Raw genomic sequence first — 13,114 nt, 5'->3', positions numbered from 1 at the left:
CTTATTCATACTATTTTCAGAAAAACATCCGCAACCTTCCATACATTGTCAGCGTTCATAATAGAGAATGGAGGTGTTACATTTGACGCAATTCAAGAAGTTAGATTGGAGTTTAGTAATAAGTCTTCTTTTACTCGGCGCTATTAGTTGCCTTTTTGTCCAATCTAGTAGTGTAAATTTTGAACAGTATTCAAGCTCCTTTATTATCAAACAGTTTTTATTTTATATCATCGGATTAACCATCATGCTTGGAATATCTTTGCTTGATATTGAACAGTTGAAGATGATTGGATGGCCATTTTACTTCCTAATAGTTGCTTTAACGGCTGGTCTTATTGTTGCACCTGAAAGCATTGCTCGAACGATCAATCAGGCAAAATCCTGGTATCAAATCCCGTTTTTAGGCTCCCTCCAACCATCGGAATTTTTAAAATTCGCTTTTTTAATAGTTGTGAGTAAGGTCATTATTGCTCATCAAGAGAAAAATGTCCGCCCCTCTTATCTAGCAGATTTTTGGTTACTTATAAAAATCGGGCTAATTGTCATTCCTCCTACGCTACTTGTTTATAGACAACCCGATACAGGTATGGTCATGTTGTATATGGCAATGATTTTACCGATGATTTTCTTTTCAGGTATTCATAGAAAGCTTCTTGTTGTATTTACGGCCGTTCCTCTAGTTATCGTCAGTACGATGGTAGTGCTCTATGTCAGATTTAATGAATTTTTTACAGAGAAGGTTTTGGGCGCTCTATCAGGACATCAGATTTCTAGAATTTATGGATGGCTTCAGCCTTATGAATATACAGATTCTTCTTTTCAAGTACGCCAGGGCTTTATGGCTATCGGATCAGGAGAATTTGTGGGCAAGGGCTATCTACATAATAATGTCTATGTACCAGAAAAACATACCGATTTTATATTCTCTGCTATTGCAGAAGAGTTAGGTTTTATTGGAGGAGCATTTGTAATAGCGCTACTATTTTTTGTTATCTATCGTATTGTCGTTATCACAGTAGTAGCGCGAGACCCCTTTATGACTTTAATGGGGGCAGGTATTTCAAGCTTACTAGCCTTTCAAATTACTCAAAATATCGGTATGACCATTGGGCTTTTACCTGTCACAGGTGTCACCCTACCCTTTTTAAGCTATGGCGGAAGTTCATTATTATCCAATTTTATGCTTATCGGAATCGTCATGATTATTCATAATTCATATAAGGGGTATATGTTTAAAGTAGGAGACTAACAAAATACAAGTAGAGATATAGTACATACTATTCTCTACTTGCTAAGTTAAGGTGGGATTAATTCGTTAAAAACTTCTTCATACTTGCATCATATTGATCGATAAATAACTTTGCTTCATTATATGGTAAATTTAAAGCAGCTAAAGCGGCACCACCTACTGGTAAGCTATAAGCACCCACGAAGTCATACTGATTACTATTCTTTTTATCAATAGCGATTAATTTTTTAGTAAATAGCTCCAATTCATTAAAAACTCCACCAGCCAGCACTACTTTGACTTGCTTATCTGCAAACGGGTTTTTTTTGTAACAAGCATCTATACTTTGATAAAAAACATGGCACACTTGATCAATAATTGTATTGGCTTCTCCATCACCACGTTTAGCGCATTCAATTGCAACCTTACTTAAAGGAGATATGGTATCCCGCGGATGTCCTTCACCATATACCACTTCAATTATCTCTGGAACGGAATGTAATCGAAAATATTCTAATACCGCTGTTGTTAGAAGCGTTTCAGGACCTCTTTTATCGAATGCTTTAAATACCGCTTTTAATGTGCGTATGCCAATATCATAGCCACTGCCCTCATCATCAAAAATATAACCCCATCCTGCTGTGCGCTCAATTCTTCCAGATGCATCTATACTGAGTGTAATCGCACCCGTACCAGAAATTTGTACAATGCCTGGCTGCCCCAAGGTCCCCGCATACAGCGCGTTCATTCCATCATTCGATAGTGATAGTTGACAGTCTTTCGGTAAAAGCGAGGTTAATAATGCATAGGTAATTTTCTCATTATTATTTTCTGTTACACCAGACAGGCCCGCATGGCACTTTGTAATGTGTTGAAATTCCTGAGGCTGTTGTCTTTTTAAATCATTTATTAATTCTGTTATCGTCTCTGTAAAATGCTCAAAGCTCATGGACGTGGGATTACTTTTGCCTGTTTCTGCTAGCGCCATAATTTGCCCATGACATGTTGAGATTGTTGCAATCGTTTTCGTTCCACCACCGTCTATTGCCAAAACATGCAAGTGCCTTCACCTCTAGACAATTTTAATTGTAGATACAATTTCTCCTACCTCTACCCCTGCATCATTACGCACAAATGTAGGAGACAATGCTTTAATACGCTCAATTGTTTCTTGATTTTTATACTGAATTTGTTCCAATACAGAAGCAATTACATTCGGCCATGGACTTTCTGAGCCATTCATTATTTTCAAGGCAAAACTTACTCCTTCATCTCTAAGAGCAAAACAGTATACACCCTGTGCTCCGCCCTTTGCCACAATATTAGGGTCCTTTAATAATGCCGTACAAATAAAGTTTTGTGCTGCAATGATATGATTCTCATGATTCATCACTGACGTAAGCTTGATTACTGCTTCACGAATTAGTTGATCATCAATTAATTCTGGTCGTGCTAACTTTAAATAGGCAATGGCCATGTTTTTTAACGGAATCGCAAAGACGGGCGCACCACAGCCATCAATCCCTGTACGAATTCTCTCTATCTCATATTCACTTAAATAAGCAATATATTTTTTTATCATCTGTTGCAGTGGATGTTCGGGATGACAATATTGCTTGACATCATAGCCATTTGCTAGACATGCAGTTAAAAATCCTAAATGCTTACCAGCGCAATTATGAAAGAGTTTCCTCTTTTCAAATCCCTGTTGAATATACTGTGTTTTAGGTTCCTCATTTAATGGATAGGATGCTGCACAAATTAATTCATTTTCATGAATTGGGAGTTTTTCCAGCAGAGAAACTAATGCCTCTTGATGGTAAACTTCGCCTCTTTGTGAAGCCAGAAATAGTGCGCTTTCTTTTGAAGTAATTTCGTACTTTTCTATAAAATCAGTCAGAAAAATAGGAATGGCTTGAAATGGTTTTGCTGCAGAACGAAAATATACAGGCTTATAATCTTGACCTACTGAGACGAATTCTTCCTTCGCTAGATTCACAGCACTCATTTGACCATAATGCACATTTTCCATTAATCCTGAACGATACTCCTTTAAAAATTCTGAGTAAGCCACGAATCAACCAACCTTTCTTTAAACAGACAGCAACTGCTTTTGTGCTTGTAATGCCGCTCCTTTAACAACCCCTTCTTTTAATTGATTGGAAAACTGCAAATCAAAGTAGGGTTGTAATTCCTTCCATATATACTGTTTACACTTATCACTAAGCAGTTTTTGAAATGTCACATTGTGCTCAATAATTTCTCCACTGACAATGACAGCCTCTGGCTCGTATAAGCAAACTAGATTATTGATGGCAATAGCTAGAAAAGTAGCTACATCGTGCTGAATATCGATCGCCCATTGCTCGCCTTGATCAACACAATGCAAAATCTCTTCTATTGATTGAATATTAAGATTTTTTGGTGTTCTTTTTAACAGCGTAACTTCAGAAACATACATGGATAGGCACCCTCTTTTACCACAGTGACACATCTCACCAAATGGATTAATTGTTATATGGCTTATCTCTCCAGCTTTATTTTGAATGCCACGATACACTTCTCCATTTAATAATATAGATGCTCCTATTCCTGTTCCAATTCCGACTAAAATACAATTTGAATACAGTGGTGTGTAGATATCTCCAATTTCAGCAATGATTTGCATTTTTAATTCATTATCTACGATGACTTCACAACCAAAAATACCATTTAAATCTTCTCTTATATGGCAGTTTTCCCACTTCAATTGCTCAGAGGAAACGATTATCCCTTCCTCGTTATTGATTACTCCTGGAACGCCTATCCCAATGCCTAGTAATTTATCCGAAGCAATCTGATATTCTGTCATGATATTATCTATAGACTGTTTCAGTAGGTGTAGAGCTTCCTCATATTGGTGTCTAATGCTACATTTGACTTCCTGAAAGGCAATAAGCTTCCCTAAGAAATCTAATATACCTATTCGAATAGTAAAACAGTCAATTTCTATCCCAATCGTATATAAAGCATCTTCTCGCATATGAATTAACGTAGGACGTCTACCAATGGCTGTTTCTTCCGATACCCCTTCAAGAATAAAGCCTTCCGCTTCTAGCTCCTGCACAATACGAGTAATGGTCGTAGGGCTCATTTTTGTATATTTTGATAATTGAATTCTTGAAATTGGCGCCATCTGCCTTATTGCGTCAAGCACAATATATTTATTTTGTCTTCGCATTTGTACTTGATCTTGCTTTTTCAAATTAGATTCAACCCCTATTTAAACTTTTCTATGAATTGTACAGCTTCTTTGATGTCTTTTTCGGGATTTGATCTCACTTCTCGTTCAATAGTTAAATAGCCATTGTATCCGATTTCTTGTAAAGCTGAAAAATAAAGCTCGAAATTGACATCTCCATGACCTAATGGAAGTTCTCTGAAAAACTCTCCATTTTCCACCATTTCTTCTATTTTATCATGAGACGTTCCAGAATCGTATCCTAAGTACCCGTACACATCTTTAGGATTCGTTGACTGTAGTTGAATACCATCCTTTACATGTGTATGTACAATATACTTCTTTAATAGTTTGACTCCAGCTACAGGATCATCTTTTGTTACCATCACCATATTGGCAGGATCAAAATTAACCGATACACCATTCGTTGATAGCTTATCTAAAAACCCTTTTAATGTTTTACTCGTTTCTGGTCCTGTTTCAATCGCAAAGTAAGCGTCTAATGATGTAGCATATTGTCCTAATTCTTCACAAGCTTCCAGCATTGTTTGATAGATTGGGTCATTTTCATCTTCAGGAATAATGCCAATATGGGTTGTAACAATGGATGTTCCTAGGTCCTTGGCTAATTGCAGTATGTCTTTCGATTTCTTTATTTTCCAGGCATTTTCTGCTTTATCTTGGAAGCCATGTCCTCCTAAATCTCCACATAATGCAGAGATTTCTAGACCTAACCCTAAGATATACGCCTTCAATTCTGCTCTCTGTTCAGCACTTAGGTTATCGGGGTCCAATTCTCCTGAAACGGCATACATTTGTACCCCCTGTGCACCAACTTCTTTCGCCTTTAACAAACCTTCAACAATAGGTAAACGAAAGCTGTCTACTATCACACCGATTTTATTATCCAATTTCACCATTTTAATAAACAACCTCCTTTCCTTCAGTTGCAGAAATATAAATACCTTCTAAGATTTTCATAATTTCTACCCCATCTTCCACAGGTGCAACTGATTCATAATGATGAAGGCAACAATCAACAAATGAATTGATTTCATTTTGAAAGGCAGTCGCAAAATCAAATGTTAGATCGTTAATTTGAGGATGAATATTTAAAATCGTATTATGCTCTTCACTTACAATTTTTAATTCAGGCTCTAGCTCTGCTCCACCGTTCGTGCCATATAGCTTAATACTTATTTCTTCTTTTATAGCATGTAGTGTATAGGAAACGTCTACCATTAGCGAAGCCCCATTCTCAAATGTAATGAGGGCATTTGCTAAGTCTTCTACTGTGTTTTTAGTAGCATCATAGTCTGCAGCCTTGTAAAAGGATAAATTTTCAATATGATTTCGATTTCCTAATTGATTGTAAGTATGACCTGTTATACGCTTCACCTTTGGTCTACCCATTAAATACCAACATATATCAATTACATGTACCCCTAGATCAATTAAAGGTCCGCCACCAGACTTATCAATTTCTGCAAACCAGCCTCCTGGATTCCCTAATCTTCTTAGGCAGGAAGCTTTGGCATAATAAATATCGCCCAATTTGTTATCGTCAATGAAGCTTTTCAGTACTTTGGTATTTGTTGCAAACCGTCTTACATAGCCCACTTGAAATACTTTCTGATGCTTTTCTGCAACCTTTTGGATATTTAGAGCCTCTGCATAAGTCATAGATAGCGGCTTTTCTATTAGAACATGTAAGTCATTTTCCAAAGCAAGAATCGCCAATTCTGCATGCGTATTATTCCATGTACAAATACTGACAGCATCCACATTTTTATCTGCGAATAGCTCTTCTTTCGTAGAAAAAACATGCGTTGCTCCAAATTGGGCTGCTTTCGCTTTGCCTCGTTCAATAGAAGCATCATACACGCCATATAATTCAACGAATGGATTATTCGTATAGGAACCTAAGTGAAAATCTGAAATAGAACCTGTGCCAATGACACAAACTTTTAATTTGTTCATGTACTTTCCCCCTTTAGAGCTTGCATTCGTCCCATAAACGACGTACATTATCCATTCCTATTTTTGAACCAACTTGACAATCTTCCATTCCTTCAAACTCAATAGTAAGATAACCATCATATCCACTGCCTTTTACGAGCTTAATAATTTCTCGAATATTTATATCGCCATGTCCGACAATAGCACCTCTGATGTAGTTGTTATGAACTGTACGGAACCACTCGCCCTCACCTGGATTTTCATAATAAGGACGAATATAAAAATCTTTAAAATGTACCGTAGCAGCATAAGGAATGTTTTTCATAACACCAATGAGAGGTTCTTCATCAATACATAAAAAATTACCGATATCTAAAGTTGTTTTAAAGTTGTCTCTGTTTACCGCATGAATTAATTGTTGTACACGATCACTTGTTTGAACATTAAAGCCATGATTTTCAATCGTTGTCGTAATATTAAATTGTTTCGCGTAATCTGCAATTAGCTGACAGCCTCTAACCATTTCTTCAAAGTGCTCGTTGTAATAATGAATGGATGTTTGCTCCTTTGGTAAGGTAAAAAGAGTAACGTCATGGCGCATAATCTGAATACCCATATGATGTACTACATCAATATGTTTCTTTAAACGTTCAACTTCTTCTAAAAAAGCTTCTTCTGTATCCTGAATAAAGTTAGCTGGTAAAGAATAGGCGGATAACTCTAATCCTAGCTCTGCTGCTTTATCTTTAATTTCAGTTGCAAGTTCATAGTTATCTACAACCGTAAATTCGTAGGGCACTAATTCTACATGCTGACCACCGTTGTCTGCTACCCATTGTAAAACATCCAGAACATCCATCTCTCCCTGTCTCATTTTTTTAACCATGCTGTATGTGCTTAACCCTATTTTCATTTATAAACATCCTCTCCATTAGTTAACAAAGTGACATGCAACACTTTGCTCTTCGTTAATTTTCTTCATTTCTGGTATAGCTTGCTTACATATATCTGATGCAAAGGGGCACCTTGTGTGGAAGGTACAACCACTTGGCGGATTTTTAGGATTTGGAATATCACCAGTTAAAACGATCTTCTTTTTTCGTAACGTTGGGTCTGCAATTGGTACGGAAGCAATAAGCGCTTGTGTATATGGATGCTTTGGTTCATTAAATATGGTTTCTTTACGCCCAATTTCTACAATGGATCCTAAATACATAACCCCAATATAATGGCTAATATGCTCTACAACACTTAAATCGTGAGAAATAAAGAGATACGATATTTTATATTCTTGCTGTAATTGCTTTAATAGATTCAATATTTGCGATTGTATAGATACATCCAACGCAGACACAGGCTCATCAGCAATAATTAATTTTGGCTTTGTTATTAAAGCACGTGCAATACCTAAACGCTGTCTTTGTCCACCACTGAACTCATGTGCATAGCGATCGGCATGTTCAGCATTTAATCCAACGACTTCAAGCATTTCAAGCACTAGTTTTTCACGCTCTGCTTTCGAAAGTTTTGTATGAATTTCTAAAGGTTCCCCAACAAGCTCCTTGACCTTCATTCTTGGATTCAATGAGGCATAGGGGTCCTGAAAAATCATTTGAACAGTTTGCCTTAAGTGCCTTAATTCAGATGGCTTTGCAGTAGTTACTTCTTTCCCATCCACAACGATACTTCCATTCGTTGGTGCTATTAATCTAGTAATTAATCTGCCTGTAGTAGATTTCCCACAACCACTTTCTCCTACTAGACTGAATGTCGTACCTTCCTCTATTTCAAAGGAAACATCTATAACCGCGTTAACATATTGCTTTTTTTGAAATAACCCTCCGGCTATTTGAAAGCTCTTTTTTAAATTCTCCACTTTTAATATACTGTTAGGCATTTACTTCCACATCCTTTTTCACATATAGCCAGCAGCTACATTGGCGTGTAGCTGAAATTTTTACTGTCGGTGGACTCTCCTGATGGCATATAGACATCGCTTGATTACAACGTGGAGCAAATTTACAACCATTCGGCATATTTTGTGGGGATGGTACTTGACCATTGATAGAATCTAATACTTCTTTGTTATCACCAATTTTCGGTACAGATGCAATTAAACCTTTTGTATAGGGATGCTTGGGGCTAGCAAATAATTCAAAGACATCTGCTTCCTCTACAACCTGCCCTGCATACATTACCACTACCCTATCGCACATTTCCGCAACAACACCTAAATCATGTGTAATTAATAAAATAGCTGTCTCATTTTCTTCTTTTAGCTTTTTCATTAATTCTAAAATTTGAGCTTGTATCGTGACATCAAGCGCAGTGGTTGGTTCGTCAGCAATAAGTAAATTAGGGTGGCAGGCCATAGCCATTGCAATCATTACACGCTGGCGCATTCCTCCTGAGAGCTGATGTGGATATTCATAAATGATTTCCTCGGCCCTTCCTATGCCCACGCTTTTTAACATTTGGATTGCATGATGCTTACTTTCGTTCTTCGGCAGTTTCAAATGCATCTCAATTGCTTCCATTAACTGCTTGCCTATTTTTAAGACAGGATTTAAAGAAGTCATGGGCTCTTGAAAAATCATGGCCATTTGCTTGCCACGAATCTTCCGAATTTCTGATTCGGACATTTTCGTCAAGTCATGCCCATTAAAATGTATAGAGCCATTGACGATTTTGCCTGTAGTACCGTGAAATAATTGCATGATGGATAACGATGTTAAGCTTTTTCCACTGCCCGATTCTCCCACTAAGCCTAATATCTCTCCTTTACCGATGGAAAAATTGACACCTCTTAAAATCTTGATTTCCTTATTATCACGCGTAAAGGACGTTTCTAAGTCACTTACTCGCAATACATGTTCTGGCATAGGCATTCTCCTTAATTATTCTTTATTTTTGGATCTAACACATCTCGTAATCCATCACCTATTAAGTTAAATGCTAGTACGGTTAAAAATATGGCAATGCCTGGCATGATGACTACGTGCGAAGATGTTCCTAAATAGTCACGCCCACTACTTAGCATTACTCCCCACTCAGGCATTTCAGGGCTTGCACCTAAGCCTAAAAAGCTTAAACCAGAAGCTGCTAAAATGGCTGTCCCTATACGCATTGTGACAAAAATGATTAACTCACTAATCGTTTCAGGGAAAATATGTTTCCACAGCACTCTAACATGCGAAGCCCCCATTGATTGTGCTGCCTCTACGTAGACATTCTCCTTCGCATTCAATGTAGCACCTCTGACTAAACGGGCAAAAGATGGCACACTAAAGATCATCACAGCAATGATGACATTATTAATACCAGGGCCCAATAAGGCTACAATGGCAATCGCTAATAATAAATCAGGGAATGAAAACAACACATCACAGCTGCGCATGATGATTTTGTCAATCCACCCACCAAAGTAACCGCTAATTAAACCTAAAATAGTTCCTAGTATTAAGCCTAAAAATACGGCACTAAAACTCACCATTAAGGATATCTTTGCGCCTACTATTAAACGACTAAATATATCTCGACCATACTCGTCCGTTCCTGCCAAATGACTTGCACTTGGTCCCTCTAATAAAGCATCATAATTCGGTTCAAAAGGATCGTAAGGTGCGATATAAGGACCAATAATGGCGACTACAATTAACAATCCTATAAAGATACTTGCTACCAAAGCAGCCTTTTGTTTTTTAAAAGACTTCCAAAATTCTTTAAGAGGAGAGTATTTTCTTTGTGTATTTTGCACTTGGCTATTTTGCATAGTAGTTGGTGAAGTCATTTTGTTCCCTCCCTTAAGAATTCAATTGGATTTTTGGATTTAACACGGTATAAAGCACATCAACAATTAAATTGACTAAAATAAATTCAAATGCAAATAACAGCAAGGCAGACTGAATGACGGGATAATCTCGAAAGGCAATCGAATCAATTAAAAGTCGTCCCATTCCTGGAAAACTAAAGACTGTCTCCACTACCACCGATCCTCCTAAGAGAAATCCGAATTGCAGACCTGCTACTGTTACCACAGAAATCAAGGAATTTCTTAAAGCATGGGTCACAATAACGGAGTGTTCTTTCAATCCTTTTGCTCTCCCTGTTCTTATAAAATCTGCTTGTAACGTTTCTAGCATGGAAGAACGAGTAAATCGAGCAATCATTGACATAATGCCAGCCCCTAAGGTCAAGGAGGGCAAAATATAACTAGTAAAGCCATCTAATCCACCTGTCGGAAATAGCCCTAGCTGCACTGAAAATAATTGAATCAATAATAAGCCCAACCAAAATCCTGGAATTGAGATGCCAGAAACAGCCGTTACCATACCAAAATAATCAGGCCATTTGTTTTTATTGATGGCAGAAAGAACACCAATCACCAAACCCATTAATGTAGCCCAAAACATGGAAAGGAAAGTAAGATGAAGAGAAGGCATAAACCTTGTTTTAAACATATCTATGACAGGTAGTCCGGTTGTTAAGGATGTTCCAAGCTCACCCGTCACAAGATTTTTCATATAATCCATGTATTGTTTAAGAATGGGTTTATCTAAACCTAACTCATGGCGTACATTTTCAACATCTTCTAGCGTGGCATCCTTACCAGCTACTAATCGTGCAGGGTCACCTGGTATGAAATGAATAAATAAGAATGTTAATATGGAAATGACAATTAATATCGGTATCATTTCAACAGTTCTTCTTGCTATATACTTCCACATGTTGCCTTCCTCCTTTCTATTTTTGTAGAAAAGGAATTGACGAGTATCAATTCCTTTTACTGTTCATTACTCCACTTTGGCATTCTTCACATCAAGTCCACCTGTAGGGTTTACTAGCACACCGCTTACATTTGAACGTACACCATATACAACCTCATCTACCCCTAAGAAAATCCAAGGTGTATCTTGATAAACGATTTCCTGTAATTTTTCATATAGTTCAGCTTGGCGATCTACATCTGAAATGGAATTAGCTTCATCCATTAATTGATCTGCCTCCGTATTATGATAATAAGCTGTATTTGCACCATTCGGTGGGAATGATACGCTATGGAAAAGAGGCTTTGTTGCATTCGTTATATCCGAAGCATACGCTGACCAACTCACATACCACATTTGTAATTTCGCATCATCTGGTGTTTGTGCACCATAGATTTCGTCTGATAAAGTTCCTTCTTCCATTGATTTAATTTCTACTTTTACACCGATTTGACCTAACTGTTGTTGAATAAACTGCATACCCTTCATCGTATCTGAGTTTGTGTTCCCCCAGATTTCAATATCGAAGCCATCTGGATAGCCTGCCTCAGCCAATAATTCTTTTGCCTTTTCAATATTGTGTTCATACATTTTTTGCTGCTTATAATAAACGGTTTTAGAAGGAATAATGGAGTCTAATGGTAAACCCAGCCCTGCATTCACCACTTTTAAATAAGCATCCTTGTCCACCGCATAGTTAAAGGCTTGTCGAACTTTAATATCATCCAAAGGCTTTTTATAGGTATTTAATGAAACATAATGTGCAATTGTAGAAGGAACCTTATTCACCTCTACATCTTTACTATTAGAAAGCTCATCAATATTTTGTGCTGGCACTGGATAGATAACCTGAGCATCACCTGCTTTTAGCATCGCTACGCGCGACCCATTTTCTGGCACTGGTTTATAGGTGATTTTAGCAACACGTTCTCCACCATCCCAATAGCCATCAAAGTTTTCAATTGTTAAATGGTCTCCTTGTACCCATTCAACAAATTTATATGGTCCTGTACCAACAGGTTTTTTAGGTATATCTGCTGAATTTTCTTTAATCATTTTTGGACTAATCATTTTGGCAACGCCGAATCGCGTAATCATTGGTCCATAAGGTTCTTTTAAAGTAACTTTAATTTCATAGTCACCTAGAATTTCAACATTGCTGATTAAGCTAAAACCACGAGAATATAAACGTAAGCTTTCATCATTCATGATCCGTTCAATGTTGACCTTTACAGCTTCAGCATTAAACTGTTCCCCGTCATGGAAAGTAACCCCTTCTTTAAGTTTGAACGTATAGACTAGAGCGTCTTCACTAATTGAATAGTCATCTGCTAGAACCTTAATAATTTGACCATCTGCATTAAAGCCTAACAATCCTTCTAGCATTGTCTCCTGAACAGAACTCGAATTCGTATCCCCTGTGTTATGCGGATCCATTGAAATAAAGTTTTCATTTACAGCGATAACAAGTTCATTTTTTGAACTAGCTGTACTTGAATCTGTAGTAGACTTGTCCCCAATATTTGATGCGTTAGAATTGTCTTTCTCTGCGCATGCCGCTAAAAGCAACGTACATAGAATTACAAAAACCAATTTTTTAACATAATTCATCTCATCTACTCCCTTTGTAAAAATATATAAAAATATTTCTTATAACTTAAATTAAGAAATATAATTACCAAAAAGCATTTATTTTCTCCACTGATGAAAATAATTAAGCAAAAAATAAACTATATTTTCTTACGATTAGACAATTCAATTCAGGAAAAATTTATCCCTCAACTATCACAATTGCTTTTAATCAGAAAGTATAGTTCAACATACAAGATGTATTTATTCCACTGCTGAAAATAAGTGATTAAAAAAATATTCCCTCTTAGGACATTTTTATTATCAGAAAATTAATTATTTTTTAACAACTATAAACTATGAAATCTAATA

General features: G+C 36.9%; 12 protein-coding genes. 1 reads left to right on the top strand and 11 read right to left on the bottom strand.

Going from position 1 to position 13,114, the window contains the following annotated elements; genetic code table 11:
* Window positions 1-82: 82 nt before the first annotated feature.
* Entirely contained in the window at window positions 83-1,249 is a 1,167-nt protein-coding gene (locus tag HCH28_RS01075; RefSeq protein WP_255600385.1) for an FtsW/RodA/SpoVE family cell cycle protein, read from the top strand.
* A 58-nt stretch (window positions 1,250-1,307) separates the two neighbouring features.
* Here the strand turns inward: HCH28_RS01075 and HCH28_RS01070 are convergent, their stop codons facing one another.
* The 11 genes from HCH28_RS01070 to HCH28_RS01020 form a co-directional block, all read right to left on the bottom strand.
* On the bottom strand, window positions 1,308-2,288 hold the full coding sequence (locus tag HCH28_RS01070) for an N-acetylglucosamine kinase (RefSeq protein WP_221679238.1): 981 nt from the start codon (window positions 2,286-2,288) through the stop codon (window positions 1,308-1,310).
* 12 nt (window positions 2,289-2,300) lie between these two features.
* The gene (locus HCH28_RS01065; protein WP_221679236.1) at window positions 2,301-3,302 is read right to left on the bottom strand and encodes an asparaginase; all 1,002 of its coding nucleotides are present in this window, start codon (window positions 3,300-3,302) and stop codon (window positions 2,301-2,303) included.
* Between the two features lie 18 nt (window positions 3,303-3,320).
* A complete protein-coding gene (locus HCH28_RS01060) occupies window positions 3,321-4,472 on the bottom strand; it encodes an ROK family transcriptional regulator (RefSeq protein ID WP_221679234.1) in 1,152 nt (383 codons plus the stop codon).
* A gap of 14 nt (window positions 4,473-4,486) precedes the next feature.
* Window positions 4,487-5,368: a sugar phosphate isomerase/epimerase family protein gene (locus tag HCH28_RS01055; protein ID WP_221679232.1), complete on the bottom strand. Its 882-nt coding sequence runs from the start codon at window positions 5,366-5,368 to the stop codon at window positions 4,487-4,489.
* A 1-nt stretch (window position 5,369) separates the two neighbouring features.
* Window positions 5,370-6,428 (bottom strand): Gfo/Idh/MocA family protein, encoded by a 1,059-nt coding sequence (locus tag HCH28_RS01050; protein WP_004225482.1) that lies wholly within the window; start codon window positions 6,426-6,428, stop codon window positions 5,370-5,372.
* 13 nt (window positions 6,429-6,441) lie between these two features.
* Window positions 6,442-7,320 (bottom strand): sugar phosphate isomerase/epimerase family protein, encoded by an 879-nt coding sequence (locus HCH28_RS01045; protein ID WP_221679230.1) that lies wholly within the window; start codon window positions 7,318-7,320, stop codon window positions 6,442-6,444.
* 18 nt (window positions 7,321-7,338) lie between these two features.
* Window positions 7,339-8,304: an ABC transporter ATP-binding protein gene (locus HCH28_RS01040; RefSeq protein ID WP_221679228.1), complete on the bottom strand. Its 966-nt coding sequence runs from the start codon at window positions 8,302-8,304 to the stop codon at window positions 7,339-7,341.
* A complete protein-coding gene (locus HCH28_RS01035; protein WP_221679226.1) occupies window positions 8,297-9,289 on the bottom strand; it encodes an ABC transporter ATP-binding protein in 993 nt (330 codons plus the stop codon). Before HCH28_RS01035 ends, HCH28_RS01040 begins: the two co-directional genes overlap by 8 nt.
* 11 nt (window positions 9,290-9,300) lie before the next feature.
* On the bottom strand, window positions 9,301-10,197 hold the full coding sequence (locus tag HCH28_RS01030) for an ABC transporter permease (RefSeq protein WP_221679224.1): 897 nt from the start codon (window positions 10,195-10,197) through the stop codon (window positions 9,301-9,303).
* 13 nt (window positions 10,198-10,210) lie between these two features.
* Window positions 10,211-11,134, bottom strand: coding sequence for a nickel ABC transporter permease (gene nikB, locus HCH28_RS01025; RefSeq protein WP_221679222.1), 924 nt, complete (start codon window positions 11,132-11,134; stop codon window positions 10,211-10,213).
* Between the two features lie 66 nt (window positions 11,135-11,200).
* A complete protein-coding gene (locus HCH28_RS01020) occupies window positions 11,201-12,784 on the bottom strand; it encodes a glutathione ABC transporter substrate-binding protein (protein ID WP_221679220.1) in 1,584 nt (527 codons plus the stop codon).
* Between the last annotated feature and the right edge of the window lie 330 nt (window positions 12,785-13,114).

It is taken from the genome of Lysinibacillus sp. K60 (genome assembly GCF_019731275.1).
Lineage (GTDB): Bacteria > Bacillota > Bacilli > Bacillales_A > Planococcaceae > Lysinibacillus > Lysinibacillus capsici.
This window is presented reverse-complemented; position numbering and strand designations above follow the sequence as displayed.

Excerpts from the sequence above, each read along its gene's own strand:
- HCH28_RS01055 (WP_221679232.1), bottom strand. The coding sequence starts at position 5,368 with ATGGTGAAATTGGATAATAAAATCGGTGTGATAGTAGACAGCTTTCGT.
- HCH28_RS01050 (WP_004225482.1), bottom strand. The coding sequence starts at position 6,428 with ATGAACAAATTAAAAGTTTGTGTCATTGGCACAGGTTCTATTTCAGAT.
- HCH28_RS01045 (WP_221679230.1), bottom strand. The coding sequence starts at position 7,320 with ATGAAAATAGGGTTAAGCACATACAGCATGGTTAAAAAAATGAGACAG.
- HCH28_RS01040 (WP_221679228.1), bottom strand. The coding sequence starts at position 8,304 with ATGCCTAACAGTATATTAAAAGTGGAGAATTTAAAAAAGAGCTTTCAA.
- HCH28_RS01035 (WP_221679226.1), bottom strand. The coding sequence starts at position 9,289 with ATGCCAGAACATGTATTGCGAGTAAGTGACTTAGAAACGTCCTTTACG.
- HCH28_RS01030 (WP_221679224.1), bottom strand. The coding sequence starts at position 10,197 with ATGACTTCACCAACTACTATGCAAAATAGCCAAGTGCAAAATACACAA.
- nikB (WP_221679222.1), bottom strand. The coding sequence starts at position 11,134 with ATGTGGAAGTATATAGCAAGAAGAACTGTTGAAATGATACCGATATTA.
- HCH28_RS01020 (WP_221679220.1), bottom strand. The coding sequence starts at position 12,784 with ATGAATTATGTTAAAAAATTGGTTTTTGTAATTCTATGTACGTTGCTT.